The sequence below is a fragment of the Bacteroides sp. GM023 genome (assembly GCF_014750685.1).
Classification (GTDB): domain Bacteria; phylum Bacteroidota; class Bacteroidia; order Bacteroidales; family Bacteroidaceae; genus Bacteroides.
Window position 1 is genome coordinate 1 of the sequence record NZ_JAAXGE010000019.1, and the last position, 17,489, is coordinate 17,489.

10 protein-coding genes are annotated in these 17,489 nt (G+C 38.6%); all 10 read left to right on the forward strand.

Translation table 11 applies throughout. The features are described from left to right. A partial coding sequence (locus HC965_RS24985; RefSeq protein WP_223855021.1) for a SusC/RagA family TonB-linked outer membrane protein occupies positions 1-2,791 on the forward strand: 2,791 nt, incomplete at its 5' end. Positions 2,792-2,809: 18 nt separating this feature from the next. Continuing rightward, on the forward strand, positions 2,810-4,447 hold the full coding sequence (locus HC965_RS24990) for a SusD/RagB family nutrient-binding outer membrane lipoprotein (protein WP_191034006.1): 1,638 nt from the start codon (positions 2,810-2,812) through the stop codon (positions 4,445-4,447). Between the two features lie 46 nt (positions 4,448-4,493). After that, positions 4,494-5,591 carry an endo-beta-N-acetylglucosaminidase family protein gene (locus tag HC965_RS24995; RefSeq protein ID WP_191034007.1) on the forward strand — a complete coding sequence of 366 codons (1,098 nt, stop codon included), beginning with the start codon at positions 4,494-4,496 and terminating at the stop codon, positions 5,589-5,591. Positions 5,592-5,611: 20 nt separating this feature from the next. Further along, a complete protein-coding gene (locus HC965_RS25000; RefSeq protein ID WP_191034008.1) occupies positions 5,612-6,796 on the forward strand; it encodes a BT_3987 domain-containing protein in 1,185 nt (394 codons plus the stop codon). A 248-nt stretch (positions 6,797-7,044) separates the two neighbouring features. After that, a complete protein-coding gene (locus HC965_RS25005; RefSeq protein ID WP_370539998.1) occupies positions 7,045-9,843 on the forward strand; it encodes a SusC/RagA family TonB-linked outer membrane protein in 2,799 nt (932 codons plus the stop codon). A 23-nt stretch (positions 9,844-9,866) separates the two neighbouring features. After that, a complete protein-coding gene (locus tag HC965_RS25010; protein WP_223855022.1) occupies positions 9,867-11,429 on the forward strand; it encodes a SusD/RagB family nutrient-binding outer membrane lipoprotein in 1,563 nt (520 codons plus the stop codon). 24 nt (positions 11,430-11,453) lie between these two features. Then, positions 11,454-12,476, forward strand: coding sequence for a glycoside hydrolase family 18 (locus tag HC965_RS25015; RefSeq protein ID WP_191034011.1), 1,023 nt, complete (start codon positions 11,454-11,456; stop codon positions 12,474-12,476). A gap of 20 nt (positions 12,477-12,496) precedes the next feature. Further along, positions 12,497-13,678 carry a DUF1735 and LamG domain-containing protein gene (locus tag HC965_RS25020; RefSeq protein ID WP_223855023.1) on the forward strand — a complete coding sequence of 394 codons (1,182 nt, stop codon included), beginning with the start codon at positions 12,497-12,499 and terminating at the stop codon, positions 13,676-13,678. A gap of 16 nt (positions 13,679-13,694) precedes the next feature. Further along, positions 13,695-15,083, forward strand: coding sequence for a DUF1735 domain-containing protein (locus tag HC965_RS25025; protein WP_191034012.1), 1,389 nt, complete (start codon positions 13,695-13,697; stop codon positions 15,081-15,083). 195 nt (positions 15,084-15,278) lie between these two features. After that, a complete protein-coding gene (locus HC965_RS25030) occupies positions 15,279-17,477 on the forward strand; it encodes a DUF4838 domain-containing protein (RefSeq protein WP_191034013.1) in 2,199 nt (732 codons plus the stop codon). Positions 17,478-17,489 lie beyond the last annotated feature (12 nt).

The window sequence follows — 17,489 nt, forward strand, 5'->3', positions numbered from 1 at the left end:
CTCCCAAGCAATCACACTAACCAATGCACAACCTTTAAAAATTAGCATGGGAGAAGATGCCCAAGCTTTGGATGAAGTTGTTGTAACAGCTTTGGGTATCAAGCGTTCTGAAAAAGCATTGAGTTATAATGTACAACAAGTAAAAGGTGATGAGTTGACAACAGTGAAGGACGCTAACTTTATGAATAGCCTGAATGGTAAAGTTGCCGGTGTAAACATCCAACGTAGCGCATCCGGTGTGGGTGGCGGTACTCGTGTTGTGATGCGTGGTAATAAATCCATTGCAGGACAGAACAACGTACTATACGTAGTAGACGGAATTCCAATCGGAAATAAAGCCGATCGTGCAGGAGATGGTACAGGTTTCGGTGGAGCAACTTCTGGCGAAGGTATAGCCAATTTCAATCCGGATGATATCGAAAGCCTATCTGTATTAACAGGCCCGTCGGCTGCCGCATTATACGGTGCAAATGCGGCTAATGGTGTTATCCTGATTAATACAAAGAAAGGCGCCGAAGGTACAATGCGGTTGAACGTATCATCCTCCGTTGAATTTGCCAATCCATTTATAATGCCTGAATTCCAGAACACCTATGGAAATGTTTCAGGTAATTATTTCTCTTGGGGCGATAAAATGGAAAAGCCATCTTCATGGGAACCCAAAGACTTCTTTAATACAGGAGCCACATTCAATAATTCATTCAACCTTTCAATGGGAACGGAAAAGAATCAGACATATATTTCTGCTTCTGCAGTTAATTCTACTGGTATGGTTGAAAACAACAAATATCATCGTTATAATGTAACATTCCGCAATACAGCAAAATTCTTGAATGATAAGTTAACTTTAGATGTATCTGCCAGCTATATTCGTGAATTCTACAATAACATGGTATCTTTCGGTACATATTTTAACCCTATTGTAGGAGCTTACCTATATCCTAGAGGAATGAACTTTGAAAGTGAAAAATATTTCGAACGTTATAATAACGAATTAGGATACAATGCACAGAACTGGCAACCAGGTGGTATGGGTATGGATGTACAAAACCCATATTGGATTGCTTACCGCAATTTGCGTCCTGAAGCAAAAGATCGTTATATGCTATATGCGAGTTTGAAATATGACATCACAAACTATTTGAATGTCGTCGGTCGTGCCCGCATGGACAACACATACTCCGAATCGGAAGACAAACGTTACGCATCTACCATCAGTACTTTCGCTGGAGAAAACGGTCGCTACAAGTACTCAAATGAGTTCTACAAACAGAAATATGCCGATATTATGGTCAACTTTGACAAACAGTTTGCCCAGATATATCATGCTACAGTGAATGCCGGCGTATCTTTTGAGGAGTATGATACGAAAGGACATGGATATGGTGGTGACCTGTTGTTGGTGCCCAATAAATTCACCTATGGAAATGTAAATTCAGCCGTTGCCAATGTTTTCGAAACCGGTGGTGATTCCCGTACACAAAATTTCGCTGCTTTCGCTTCTGCTGAATTTTCATGGAACTCGGCCTTGTATCTGACTCTGACCGGCCGTGCAGATAAACCATCACAATTAGTGAATAGTAAAGAAGAATGGATTTTCTATCCGTCAGTAGGTCTATCAGCTATCGTCACCGAACTTTTGCCAAATAGTCTTCGCGAAAGTATCCAGCCTGTATTAGGTTATTTAAAGGTCAGAGGTTCTTATACAGAAGTAGGCTCTCCAATTCCATTTACAGGCTTGACTCCGGGCACTATTAGCCATAAGCTGGAAGATGGGACTGTAGCTCCTTTCGAATATTATCCATTAAGCGACCTGAAAGCAGAACGTACCCGTTCATATGAATTAGGCCTCGACTCCAGATGGTTTAATAACACCATTACTTTAGGAGTTACAATATATCAATCTAACACTTACAACCAGTTATTGAAAGCCGATATGCCGGGAACCAGTGGATATAAATATATGTATGTTCAGGCCGGTAATGTACAGAATAGGGGTATCGAATTGACATTAGGTTACGACCAGACGTTTGGCGAATTTAATTACAATACAACTTTCACTGCTACTTCCAACAAAAACAAGATCAAGAAACTGGCTTCTAATGTAAAGAATCCTGTTAGCGGTGAATTGATGGATTTAAGTGATATCAAACTAGGTCGTTTCCGTCTCCGTGAAGGTGGTGAAGTAGGTGCTCTGTATGCTGATCGTCGGGTAGAGAAGAATGAAGAGGGATACATTCCCTACAATCCCGGACAGACAATAGCTACGGAAAATACGACACCGTTTAAAATCGGTACAGTCAATCCGAAATGGAATCTGGGCTGGAGACATGGATTCAGCTACAAAGGAATTAATGCTAACGTAATGTTTACTGCAAGAATCGGTGGTAATGTTATTTCCAAAACACAAGCTACCCTTGACCGTTTTGGTGTATCTAAAGCATCCGCTGATGCCCGCGACGCAGGTTACGCTATGTTGGGTAATATTAAGATGCAACCAGAAGATTATTATGGAACTATCTACGATTTGGATTCATATTATGTATATTCTGCCACAAACGTTCGTTTACAAGAAGCCAGCATTGGCTATACCTTACCCAACAAATGGTTTGGTAATGTTGTGAAAAACGTCAATATTTCTGTATATGGTACCAATTTATGGATGATTTACAACAAAGCTCCATATGATCCTGAATTAACAGCTTCAACAGGCACATTTGGTCAAGGTTATGACTATTTCATGTTGCCCAGCAGCCGCACTTACGGGTTTAGTTTGAAATTTGGATTCTAATTATTGATAATTGAAATTATGAAAATTAAGAAATACTTATTATTAATCTTCTCGCTAAGTTTACTAACCGCTTGCGAAGATTATGTGGATATAAATAAAAGTACCACCGGTGTGACGGACGAAGAGCTGGAAGCAGGCGGATTAATTTATGGTACCCAACTAATGGATATGCAGCAGCGTGTTATCCCTATCGGTTCACCGAGTAAGACAACTGGACCAGGTAATGACCTGGCTGTTACAGATATTATGTCTTCTGGAAATTACATTGGTTATTTCGGAATGAATAATAATTGGAAATTTGGTACTGAAGCTACTTGGGATTTTGCCGACAACCGAATGAACTATGCTTATGAACAGCTATATATGAAAGCATATCAACCTTGGGTACAAATATATCAAAAAATAGGAACCAGCGAAGAACCCGAGAAACAAGAGATTATGTCTATATTCAATGTCGTAAAAGTTGCCGGTTGGTTAAGAGCTACTGACTGCTTCGGCCCCATCGTATATTCCAACGCCGGAAATGGTGACATCGCTCCAGCATTAGACAAGCAGGAAGATGTCTATAAAGCTATGCTAAAAGATTTAGAGACTTGTGCAGACATTCTAAACAAAGCGACTTCAAAGATTATGCCGAAATACGATTTGATTTATGATGGAGATCCCATAAAGTGGACAAAATTAGCAAATTCATTAATGTTAAGAATAGCGGTTCGTGTTCACTTTGTCAATGAAGATTTGTCTAAAGAATATATTGAGAAAGCGTTAAATCCTAAGAACGGAGGGGTGATTGAAAGCAAAACTGATGAAGCTAAAATCGGTAACACAAGTAAATACCCATTACTTAATTCTTTAATCGCAACAATTGATTACAAAGAAAATCGTATGGGTGCTACAGCATGGTCTTACCTGACAGGATATGGCGATCCACGTTTGGAAATGTACTACACACAGGGTACATATAACAAAATAGATGGATACTATTGTATAGCTCCGGGTAATACTCAAGGCCAAGGTACAAAAGAAAACAGTGCAGAGTTTGCATCTTGCCCGAAAGCGGAGAATGCAGATCCATTATATTGGTTCAGAGCTTCCGAAACATTCTTCTTAAAAGCCGAAGCAGTATTATATAATCTGACAGAAGGAGATGTGAAAAGTCTGTACGAAGCTGGAGTTAAAATGTCTATGGATGAATGGGGTATCACAGATGCCGTAGCCACTAGCTATTTAAACAAAGGTAATGTGAAACCTGCGATATTAACAACGAGTAATTATCATTATGCTGGTTATTATTCTTACGGTTTTGATATCACCACGGGTAATGTTGCTCCTAAATGGGATGATACAGCTTCTGAAGAAGGCCAACTACAACAGATCATTACTCAAAAATATTTGGCTCTCTATCCTAATGGAGTAGAAGCTTGGACAGAGTATCGTAGAACAGGTTTCCCTTATCTGGCAGATCTTTTCGATGACAATCTACCTAATAAGATTGGTGCAGATGCAAAATCCAGAACGCCTGAACGTTTCAGCTTTTCCACAAAAGAGTATGACGGTAACCCTAATATGTCTTCCATCTCAACTTTGTTAAATGGTCCGGATAAAGGTGGTACTAAACTTTGGTGGGTACGTCCTAACAGACCTGTCCAAAATTAAGAAAATAATCTATTGTTTTAATAATCAATAAACAACAATTAATATTATGAAGTTACGTAATTATTTATACATTGGCATTGCAGCTCTGGGATTCGCAGCATGTTCTGACTGGACAGAAACAGAGCGTGAGATGTTCCCGGAACAGGAGGAAATAACACGTTATATCCCCTTTATTGAGGCTCAGGGCGAAGAGGATTTAATGCCATCGCAACGTGAATATTATCGGGAGCTTAGAGAATATCGTAAAACTCCTCATGTGAAAGGTTTCGGTTGGTATGGCAACTGGACTGGTAAAGGGACAAATGCCCAAAACTATCTGAAGATGTTACCTGATAGTGTAGATTTTGTTTCACTTTGGGGGGCAAGAGGATATTTGTCAAAAGAACAAAAAGCAGATCTGAAATTCTTCCAAGAGGTAAAAGGAGGTAAAGCCTTACTTTGCTGGATTATCCAGGATATTGGTTCCGCCATCACTCCGGAAGGAAAAAATGCACAGCAATATTGGGTAGAAGAGCTAGGAAAGGGAGATCCAGTGCAAGGAAGTATTGCATATGCAAATGCCATCTGCGATACTATTGAGAAATATAATATTGATGGTTTTGATATTGACTACGAACCGGGATATGGGCATTCGGGGACATTGGCTAACGGTCAGACAATTAGCCCAACCGGCAATAAAAAAATGCAAGCCTTTATTGAAACCCTGAGCACCCGTTTACGTCCTGCCGGAAGAATGTTGGTAATGGATGGTCAGCCGGATCTATTGTCTACTGAAACATCCAAGATGATAGACCATTATATTTACCAAGCCTATTGGGAAAGTAGTACAAATTCGGTAATTAACAAAATCAATAATCCACATTTGGATGATTGGGAACGCAAAACGATTATCACTGTTGAATTTGAGCAGGGTTGGAGAACCGGTGGAGTTACCTATTATTCCAGTTCGGTGCGTCCCGAATTCAGATATAGTAACGGAGCTCAGATTTTCGACTATGCAACTATGGATCTGCCTAGTGGTAAACGAATTGGTGGCGTAGGTAGTTATCACATGGAATACGACTTTGCCAACAACCCCTCGTATAAGTGGCTTAGAACCGCACTTTATTATGGTAACCAGGTATATCCGGGTAAATTTGAATAAACATTTTAATCTGAAAGAAAATGAAAAAAATAGTTATGACTCTGTTCGGTACATTGCTTCTAGCAAGCTGCCAGAACGAATTGTATACAGATCCTCAAAAAGATTATGGAAGTGAACAAGGTGCATATATCGCCGCTGACGGCCCTATCCAGATTTTTGTGGAAGAAGGTAGAGAATATTTCATCAAAGACGTCAAAGTTGGATTAACGGTAAAGGAGGATAAAGCATGCGATATACCTCTAATTGTCGGTGACCAGGCACAACTTGACGAATACAATAGAAAGAATAACACATCGTATCTGATGTTGCCAGCCGAAATGTACGAAATACCAACTGTTATGAACTTTAAGCCTAATCTGGCTATGCAGTCCATTCCGGTTTCATTGAAAGACCTGAAATTTTCTTTGAAAGGAGATTATGCATTACCGATTCGTTTGTCTAAGGGATCTGTTGCTCCTATTCCGGGGGAAGAAGATGCATTAATTATCTTGGAAAAACGTACACGTACCAAAGCACTTCTTATGAATAATGCCGGAAGTGAGAGGAGTGATATGTTTCCACAAGACTTTAAAGTTAAACAGTGGACTATGGAAATTATGATTAAACGTTCTGCATATTCAGCTAACAACAGATCTATTGGTGGAACAAAACTGGTTGCCAATGCGGGTCCGCACGATGAGATTTTCACTCGTTTCGGAGACGTAACTATCGACCCGAATCAGTTGCAAATAAAAACGGGCTCTGCACAAATTGATGTACCAAAGAATAAATTTGCGGCGAAAGCCAATGAATGGTATATGCTTACATTCGTTTATGACGGCAAAGATACTTCAGTATTTGTAAACGGTGATTTAGTGGCATCGAGTGAAATCAGAGACGGAGAATATGGTTTGATTGGCTTCTGGTTGGGCGGTGCTAATGAATATGTCCGTGAAGTTCGTTTCTGGGATATCGCTCGTACTGCACAACAAATCAAAGCATATACCTGGAAAATGGTGAATCCTGATGAGAAAGGTTTATTACTTTACTATCCATGTAATGGAAAGAAGCGTAATCTGGAAACAGGTGAAATTACAGAAGATGCAACGAAAATCTGGAACTGGGCTACCTATTATAACGGAGATAAGGATAATCTGAACCTTCCGATGACGGGAAGATTCGATGATAATGGTGGAGAAATGTTTGTCTTCCCTGCTGAGAAATAAAGACAGATAATATAAACTCTGTGAGAAGTGCCCCTGAAAACCAAAATTAAGTTTTCAGGGGCAAATTATTTTTATACATGTTTAAATAGAGTAGAATGTAACTATATCGGAATGTTATTGCTCTTTTATAACATCGCTATAGATAATATTTGTTTTAACAAAAAAACTACATGAAAATTTGAAAGTAGAGATAATTTTTTGAATTAGAATTTAGTCCTCTATTTTCATTCTCACATTTCTCCCAAGCAATCACGCTAGCCAATGCACAACCTTTAAAAGTAGTGATGGGAGAAGATACTCAAACACTGGATGAAGTTGTTGTTACTGCATTGGGTATCAAGCGTGAGCAAAAGGCTTTAAGTTATAATGTTCAGCAAGTGAAAGGAGATGAGTTAACTACTGTGAGAGATGCTAATTTTATAAATGCCCTATCTGGAAAAGTTGCAGGTGTTACTATTAATGCTTCTTCAGCAGGTGCGGGAGCAGCAGCACGTGTGGTGATGCGTGGTACGAAATCGTTGGAAAAAGATGACAATGCTCTCTATGTGATTGATGGTATTCCGATGTTCAATGTCAATGCTGGCGATAATGCTGGTGGTACAATGAATAAACAGCCGGGAACTAATAGTGTAGCTGATATTAATCCTGAAGATATTGAGAGCATGACAATATTGACAGGGCCTTCTGCTGCTGCATTATATGGCTCGGATGCTTCCAATGGCGTTGTTTTAATTACAACGAAAAAAGGAATAGCTGGTAAGGTTAAGATTACATATAGTAATAGCACTAGTTTCTCTTCTCCATTAATGATGCCCAAGTTCCAGAACCTTTATGGTAACCGTGAAGGAGAATCAATGAGTTGGGGTAGATTATTAGATACACCCACTAATTTTGATCCTTCGGATTTCTTCAATACAGGTGTGAATGAGATGAATGGATTCACCATGACAACGGGGACGGAACAAAATCAGACCTATGCTTCCATATCAACTACTAATTCTACTGGTATTTTACCTAATAATGCTTACAATCGATATAATTTTTCTATTCGTAATACTAGTAAGTTCTGCAATGATAAACTAAGTCTTGATTTAGGAGCACAATACATTATTCAGAATAATAAGAACATGGTAGGTAGTGGACAGTATTTCAATCCGTTGGTTTCTCTTTATCTTTTCCCTAGAGGTGAAAATTTTCAGGAAGTACAGATGTATGAACGTTATAGTGAAGCTCGTAATATCATGACCCAATATTGGCCGGAAGCTATTTTTGGTACGGCTTTAGATATGCAAAATCCGTATTGGATAATGAATCGTATGCAAAACCGACTATCAAAACGTCGTTATATGTTTAATGCCAATTTGAAATGGGATATAACAGACTGGATTAATGTTGTGGGACGTGTACGGGTAGATAACTCCGATCAGGATATGTTTGAAGAATATTATGCAAGTACTAGAGGAACTTTTACAGAAAGTAGTTCAAAGGGATTTTATGGACATACAAAACAAAATGACCGTTCCGTATATGCGGATGCAATGGCAAGTATAAATAAGACATTTTGGGATGATAAGATTTCGTTAAATGCTACTGTGGGGGCTTCCATTAATGATATACAGGAAGATGCCATGTATGTAAAAGGTGGTTTGGCGCAAGTTACCAATAAGTTCCATGTTGGTAATATCAATATGAATACTTCAAAACGTAATGAAAGTAAATGGCATGATCAGGTGCAAAGTATCTTTGCCAGTGCTGAGGTAGGTTGGAATCACCAATTGTATCTGACGTTGACCGGACGTAATGATTGGGCTTCGCAATTGGCTTTCACCAGTAAAGATTCTTATTTTTATCCATCAGTAGGTCTGTCATGGGTGATTAGTGAGTCGCTTAAGTTACCGGAAGCTATTTCTTACTTAAAAGTACGTGGCTCATGGGCGGAAGTAGCCTCTTCACCGAGTCGATATTTGACACAGATGCAGTACACGTATAATGAGCAGACTAACACTTATGAATATCCTGCTAACCATTACAACACGGACTTAAAGCCCGAAAATACAAAGTCATGGGAGTTTGGCTTGAATGCCAAGTTCTTGAGAAATCGGATTAATTTCGATATGACGTTATATCGTTCTAACACTTACAATCAAACATTTTATGTAGATGCCTCCGCTTCATCAGGATATAAGAAAAATATAGTTCAAACCGGAAATATTCAGAACCGGGGTATTGAACTGGCAGTCGGTTACTCAGATACATTTAATAAAGTGAAGGTTTCTACCAACTTTACTTATACAATCAATGAAAATGAAATCATTAGTCTGGCCAATGGAGCAATTAATCAGGATACAGGTGAAACCATTCATATGGATTATTATTCAAAAGGTACGTTGGGTATTAGTGGTGGTCCTACTTTGCGGCTATATGAAGGTGGAACAATGGGAGATATCTGTATAAATCAACGTTTACGTCAATCTCCTAACGGATATATATGGAGAGACCCTGCCGATGGAACTGTTGCCATTGAGAATACAGAGTATCGTAAAATAGGCTCGGTGCTTCCTAAGTATCATTTGGGTTGGAATGGAAATGTTGCGTGGAACGGCTTAAGTCTGGGCTTTGCATTTATAGCCCGTGTCGGCGGTCTGGTTGTTTCTGATACACAGGCTATGTTAGATAATTATGGCGTTTCTGAAACGTCTGCAATCGCCCGTCAGAATGGTGGTGTTTGGGTTGGTGACACTCAGGTTGATGCCGAAGATTATTATAAGAAGGTTTCTACTGCTATCGGTACTTATTATACTTATAGTGCTACGAACGTACGTCTTTCTGAATTGAGTTTGAGCTATCAACTGCCTAATAAGTGGTTTCAGAATAAACTGAACATGACAGTAGGTTTGACTGGGAAGAATTTGTGGATGATTTATTGCAAAGCTCCTTTTGATCCGGAAAGCACTTCATCTATTACTAGCAACTTCTATCAGGGAGTGGATTATTTTCAGCAACCAAGTTTGAAGAGCTTTGGATTTAATGTGAGACTTTCATTCTAAATGTAATTATAAGTATGAAAAATATGATGAGAAAGTACGTTAAACTGTCAGCATGTGTTTTGATGGCTTTGCTGATGACCGGATGTACCGGTAAGTTTGAAGAATATAATACGAATCCTTTTGGACCGACCCCGCAAGATATGTTGGGTGATAATGCTGCAACAGGTTCGCTGATTCGAAGTATGTTTCCCGCATTGGTGCAGGGACAACAGAATAATTCGCAAATGCTGGACCAGATGACCGGGTCGGAGTATGGTGGAGAAATAACTTGTATCGCTACGTGGAAGAATGGTGGTAACTATTATACCTATAATCCACGTATCGGATGGTACGGCAATATGTTCGATACGACAATGCCCCAAATCTATACCGGATTTTTCCAGATTAGAGATTTATCAGAAGGAAAAGGTTTGGCATATCAATGGGCGCAAATATTGCGTGTTGCTGCTTCGGTAAGAATCAGTGATTGTTATGGGCCAATTCCTTATTCAAAAATCACAGGTTCTGCTTTTACTGTAGCTTATGATTCGATGGAGGATTTATACAAGAGTATGTTTGCAGACCTGGATGAGGCTATTGTTGCTTTCAAAACTGCTGTTCTTGGTGGTGAGGATATGTCTTCATTAACAGAATATGACCTTGTATATGGTGGCGATTTTAATAAGTGGGTGAAATTTGCCAATACGTTAAAATTGCGTATGGCAATGCGTATTTCTAATGTAGCCCCGGAACTAGCCAGACAGAAGGCGGAAGAAGCGGTTTCTGATGTGATAGGAGTTATGACTACCTCTGCTGATGCTGCATACAGTAGCTTCAATGATGGTATGAATCCTTATTATCGTGTCGCTTTCTCCTGGAATGAAATACGTGTAAGTGCCAATATAACCTCTTATCTAGGCGGATATGCCGATCCCCGTTTGCCTGCTTATGTGAATGACGCACAACTTGATGGTGCTGGTCGCATCGGAGTACGCAATGGTATTTATCAAAGCGATGCTACACAGGCTAAATATGCAACTTTTTCCCGTCCTAATATAGGAGAAACAGACAATTTGCTGATTATGTCGGCTTCTGAAGCCTATTTCTTGCGTGCCGAGGGTGCATTGAAAGGTTGGACCATGAATGGAAAGGCAAAAGATCTCTATGAACAGGGAGTACAAGTTTCTATGGAAGAACGCAAGGTAACTATCGGTGATTATTTGGCGAGTACCAAAAAACCTAATGATTACGTAGATCCGACTGACTCTGGTAAGAATAAAACAGCAGTGTCTGAAGTCACTCCGAAATATGATGAAACAGCAGATCCGTCAGTTAATTTAGAACGCATTCTCGTTCAGAAATGGATTGCTAATTTTCCTAATGGTTGGGAAACATGGGCTGATATTCGTCGTACAGGTTATCCGAAACATTTTCCTGTTGTCAATAATCTGAATACAGATGGCGTGACAGTTGAACGTGGTATGCGTCGTTTGCCTTTCCCGCAGTCGGAGTATAATACAAACAATGCCAATGTGCGGGCGGCTGTATCCATCATGGGTGGTTCGGATAATTCCGCTACTGACATTTGGTGGGCAAAAAAGAATTAATAAATACTATAAAATTGATTATTTATGAAAATGAGTAAATTGAAAAAAATAATATATGGAATAGGCATTAGCTTATTCTTTTCGCAGGGATTCCTGAACTCGGCCTGTAGTGATTGGACGGAGATTGAGGCGAAAGATTATTTTGTACCCGTATCAGACGGATATAAGAATAACCTGAAGGATTATTTTAATTCTCCTCATAAAGTTATGTTTGGCTGGTTTGGTAACTGGACAGGAGTTACCATGTCATCTTCTCTGTGTGGGCTTCCTGACAGTGTGGATTTTGTGAGTCTTTGGCTGTGTTGGGGGAATTTAACAGCAGAACAGCAGAAAGACTTGAAGAAATTTCAGGAAAAAGGTTCAAAAGCCGTACTTTGCTGGCGTGCTGGTGATATTGGAGACAATTTAACTCCGGGTGGTAATGCAACTGATGTAAAGAATGCTTTTTGGGGGATTGACCCAAATGATGAAGATACTTATATAGAAGCGGCTAAAAAATATGCTCTCGCTATTGTTGATACATGCAATAAATATAATGTGGATGGATTCGATTATGATATTGAAGACAATGGAACATTAATGTCTTCAGCTTACCCGGAAAGAGCTAATACATTTATGCGCACTTTACGTGAAGAGTTTAATAAGACGGGAAAGATGCTTGTTGCCGATATCCCAGGTGGTAAATCATGGCTCCGTTTTTACGATATTCTAGCTGATGATGTAGTACAAAGTCTGGACTATATTGCTTGGCAAACTTATGAACTGGGACATTCCGGGCTAGACGATTTCTTTACTGGTTATGGGGGAGTCAGCAGTTATCATCCGGAAATATTTGAAGAGGTACTGAAAAAATCTATTGTTACGGCTACTTTTGAAAGAGCCATAGATAAACATTATTTTTCTGAACAGCAAGATTATCATCCTTCATGTGGAATAGAACATGGAGGTATGGGAGCTTATCATATTGAATATGATTATCCTGGAAATCCGGATTATCCAACTGTACGAGCAGCTATTAGTGCCCAAAATCCTCCTATCAATAATTAAAAGAAGAAAGGAAGTATGATATGAATAGAAAAACATTATTAAAACTGATGGTACTAGGGATGCTCCCCATTGTACAAACTGCTTGTGAAAATGCGCAAAATGCAGCTATTGAGAATTTGGTGTATATCAATGAAGCCGTTAGTGCTAAAACTAAAGAGGTAACTATGCAAGATGAGATGACTCGTACATCTGTAACTATTCGTTTGGCTAGGGCTATGAATCAAGACGTGACTGCTGAATTGTTTTTAGACAAGGATGCATTGGAATCTTATAATAGGAAGAACGAAACAAGTTATAAACTACCTGAGGCGGAATATGTTAGTTTTCCTGAAAAGGTAACAATAGCGGCTGGTTCTGTCAGTGCTGATCCTGTTAATATTGATATTAAATCTTTTGAGACGGAAGGTGCTCAGTATGCTATTCCTATCAGTATAAAGAAAGCTGATGGAATAGACAAAGCAGAAGGTTCTTCGAACTTTATGGTTGTTTTAGTGAAGCCGTTAAAACAATTAGTTCCCAAATTTCACCGTTATAATGCTATGCAGGCTGCACCGGAAGGAAGTTGGGGAATGAGTTTACCCAATTATACATTGGAATGGTGGTGCAAAATGAGTGCTTTTTCTACCAATAATCAGGCTATCTTTAACTCTGGTGGTAGTACGGAACTATATATACGTTTTGGTGATTTAGTTTATTCCAGTGGTGGACGATATGTGTATAATTTCTTGCAGATTAAAACAATGGGGTCACAGTTTGATACAGGTGATCCGACTGCTGGAAATGGATTAGAAGCAAATGAATGGTATCATTTTGCTATTACTTATGACGCTGCCACAGGTACTTCATTACTTTACAAAAATGGAATGCAAATAGCTTCTTTAGTTGGTGCTACTGGACAGCCAATGATTATCGACAAGCTTCAAATGCTTTCTTCTGCTGAGTTTATAGATGCTTGTGAAATGTGTCAGGTTCGATTGTGGAAAGTAACTCGTTCGGCTAATCAGATAAAGAAAGGTATGTATTCTGAAGTAGAATATACAAATCAAGATTTGATATTGTATTTACCGATGAATGATGGTGAAGGGGCTACTACTTTGCATGATGTAACAGGCAATGGGCATGATGTAGAAATAGGTAATTTGAAGCCTAGTTCTCCGAACCATGCCGATGTGACTTGGGAAACTTATACGTTTGCTCAATAATTAAATTTGAAAATTTATGAAAACATTGTTTAAATATTTATTGATGTGTATGCCGTTAGCAGTATCACTTCTGCTTATAACTGCTTGTAGCGACGATGAATCGGTAGATCCTTATGATATTAATTATGTGTATATTTATTCTCCGGTAAGTACAGAGAATACGTTAGAATATAAAGGAAACGGGACATTCTTAGTTGACATTGCACCGGAATGTATTGTAAATCCGGTGAGATGTACGAAGCCTGCTCCAACCGACTTGACAATTCATTTTGATGTCAATCCGTCTTTGGTGGATAGTTATAATCAAGCCAATGGCACTAATTATGCTTTATTGAAAAGTGTTCAGTTAGAGAATGCAACTTTACATATAAAGAAAGGAGAGTATATATCGGCAGATTCACTAAAAGTACATTACACTGATATGACAGAGTTTCAAAGTGGAGCGGAAAATTATCTTCTTCCTATTGCTGTCACTTCTATTGAAGGCTCAGGAGCCTCAATTAGTGAGAATAGCAAAATATATCTAACTTTTAGCTCTATTTATAAAGTAAATACTGTTACTATGGGCGCTTCTAAAAGCATGAACTTAGAGTATGAGAATGGCGGATTTACGAATTTGACAGAACGACTGGAGTTAGAGAATATGTTGACTGCTGACTGGGCTGCCGACGATGATGTCAACATATCACTGGAGATAGATCCTAGTTTAATAGGAGCATATAATGCAGTAAATGGAACAAATTATGTGCTTATGCCTAATACGGCTTTTGAGCACTCTACGGTAACTATTAAAAAAGGCGCCCGGACACCGGAGGAGAAAGTGGTATTAACATTTTCGGATGTTATGGCAGCCGTGAATTTAGGTGAGAACTATGTTTTGCCGATTGTTATCAGTGAGGTGAACGGAGGTGGTGCGGAGATAGGAGAAGTATCAACAACATATATCATATTCAATACTGTAAGAAAATTGACACTATCTGTTGAAAAAGCTCCTATCGGCATCCCTATTAATGATTTCACGGATTGGATTATGACTGTGGATGGAGAAAGTGAAAGTCGTTATGGAATCAGTTGGATGAATTTATTTAAGGAACCCGGCCGAGGGATAGATACTTTGACACCTACTAATGTGATTGACATTAATATGGGTAAGTTAGTAAATCTTTCTTCCATCCGAATAGGATATAATATGGGGAAATATAATTCAGCTTTATTAGCTTCTGTGGCAATTAGCATGGATGGCATGAATTACAGTATAGGAGAATGTGCATTGACGGCTGGAAATACACACAATTTGGTATTAAAACATCCTACAGAAACACAATACATAAGACTAATGTTCCCAAAGAGTGTTAGTCCCGGTGGATCATTCCCTTCTGCTTTATATATTTATACGAATGATTGACCAGTAATAATATACCTCAAGAACACATTTTTCATAAAGTGATAAAGTGAATTTAGTCCCGTCTTTTTCGTTACTACGGATAAGACGGGATTCCTTCTATAAGTTAATAAATAACAAAAGAGAAAGTTTGAATGCTTAATAATATCGTATTGATTGTATTACTAATAAATAATAACTTTAAATGGAAAGGAAAACATGAAACGAACTATCTTGAAATTCTGTTTATTTTTTATTGGAATATGTGTAACGATTCCATGTGTTTCTCAAATAGTATTAGTCACAAATGGAAATACAAAATCTAAAATCATTATAGAATCGGATGAGCAAATATCATGGACAGCTGCTAATTTATTGCAAACTTTTATTCAAAAAGTAAGTGGCTGTAAACTGCCTATTATTATCAATCAGTTTCCTAAAAAGGGGGATATTTTGATTGGTGGAGAAGCTCCTTATGAAGTGACAGAAGATGGATTCTCCATTTCTACTACAGACGGAATCTTAAGAATCTCAGGAAAAGATAATGGAGTTGTTTATGGAGTTGTAACTCTGCTGGAACAATACTTAGGTATTGACTACTGGGGAGAGAATGAATACTCTTTTATACCGCAGAAAACGATAAATTTGCCCTTAATCAATATGATAGATAATCCGGCTTTCCGTTATCGTCAAACACAGTGCTATGCCATTCGAACGGATTCTATCTATAAATGGTGGAATCGGCTGGAAGAACCCAATGAAGTGTTTGCTGCCGGTTATTGGGTACATACTTTTGATAAATTGTTGCCTTCTTCTGTTTACGGGAAAGAACATCCTGAATATTATTCTTATTTTAAAGGCAAACGTCATCCGGGGAAAGCCAGTCAGTGGTGTTTGAGTAATCCTGAAGTTTTTGAAATTGTAGCACAGCGTGTTGATTCTATATTTAGAGCCAATCCTGATAAACATATTATGTCTGTTAGTCAGAATGATGGTAATTATACGAATTGTACATGTGATGCTTGTAAGGCAATTGATGATCGGGAAGGGGCATTGTCGGGAAGTATAATAACCTTTTTGAATAAATTGGCTGCCCGTTTCCCGGATAAAGAGTTTTCTACATTGGCTTATTTATATACAATGAATCCACCAAAGCATGTGAAACCTTTGCCTAATGTGAATATAATGCTTTGTGATATTGATTGTGATCGTGAAGTGACTTTAACAGAAAATGCTTCAGGCAAACAATTTGTGAAAGCAATGGAAGGATGGTCTGCTATAACTGATAATATCTTTGTTTGGGATTATGGTATTAACTTTGATAATTATCTGGCTCCATTCCCTAACTTTCATATTTTGCAGGACAATATCCGTCTTTTTAAAAAGAATCATGCCACTATGCATTTCTCTCAGATTGCGGGAAGCAGGGGAGGTGACTTTGCAGAATTGCGTGCTTACTTGGTATCGAAGTTGATGTGGAACCCGGAAGCTAATGTAGATTCATTAATGCAACATTTTCTGCATGGGTATTATGGTGAAGCTGCCCCTTATCTTTATCAATATATAAAAGTGATGGAGGGAGCATTGATTGGCAGTGGACAAAGACTATGGATTTATGATTCACCTGTATCTCATAAATATGGAATGTTGAAACCGGCTTTGATGCGTCGTTATAATGATTTATTTGATCGGGCAGAGAAAGCGGCTGAAGCAGATGATCTATTTTTGAAAAGAGTTCAACGTGCCCGTTTGCCGCTTCAATATTCTGAATTGGAAATAGCACGTACAGAAACAGTAAAAGACCTGTCTGATATAGATAATAAGTTAACACTTTTTGCGGAGAGGGTAAAAGAGTTTAATGTTCCTACTTTGAATGAACGTGCAAATTCACCGATAGAATACTGTGAATTGTATCGTAAACGCTATATGCCACAGGCTGAACAAAGTTTGGCATTGGGAGCCAAAGTTTCTTATATTATTCCGCCTACGGGGAAATATGTAGAAATAGGAAAGACAGCATTAGTGGATGGTCTATTTGGCGGAGCTACTTTTGTAGATAGCTGGGTCGGTTGGGAAGGAACCGATGGTGCATTCATCATAGATTTGGGAGAAGAAAAAGATATTCATAGTATAGAAACTGATTTTTTACATCAGATAGGGGCTTGGATTCTCTTTCCTTTGAAAGTCACTTATTCTTATTCGGCGGATGGAGAACAATATACACTTTGGGGAACGACAGATTTACCCGAAGAACGTTCCGGTAAGGTCGGATTTCGTGGAGTAAAGACGGAATCTGCAACACCTATAAAGACGCGTTATGTAAAAGTTGAGGTCACAGGAACAAAAGAATGTCCAACTTGGCATTATGGTTTAGGGCATCCTTCATGGTTTTTCATAGACGAAGTGATAATAAAATAAAAAAAGTAGGGG

Bases quoted from the DNA above. Each gene is read 5' to 3' on its own strand.
- HC965_RS24990 (WP_191034006.1), top strand. From the start codon at position 2,810: ATGAAAATTAAGAAATACTTATTATTAATCTTCTCGCTAAGTTTACTA.
- HC965_RS24995 (WP_191034007.1), top strand. From the start codon at position 4,494: ATGAAGTTACGTAATTATTTATACATTGGCATTGCAGCTCTGGGATTC.
- HC965_RS25000 (WP_191034008.1), top strand. From the start codon at position 5,612: ATGAAAAAAATAGTTATGACTCTGTTCGGTACATTGCTTCTAGCAAGC.
- HC965_RS25010 (WP_223855022.1), top strand. From the start codon at position 9,867: ATGATGAGAAAGTACGTTAAACTGTCAGCATGTGTTTTGATGGCTTTG.
- HC965_RS25015 (WP_191034011.1), top strand. From the start codon at position 11,454: ATGAAAATGAGTAAATTGAAAAAAATAATATATGGAATAGGCATTAGC.
- HC965_RS25020 (WP_223855023.1), top strand. From the start codon at position 12,497: ATGAATAGAAAAACATTATTAAAACTGATGGTACTAGGGATGCTCCCC.
- HC965_RS25025 (WP_191034012.1), top strand. From the start codon at position 13,695: ATGAAAACATTGTTTAAATATTTATTGATGTGTATGCCGTTAGCAGTA.
- HC965_RS25030 (WP_191034013.1), top strand. From the start codon at position 15,279: ATGAAACGAACTATCTTGAAATTCTGTTTATTTTTTATTGGAATATGT.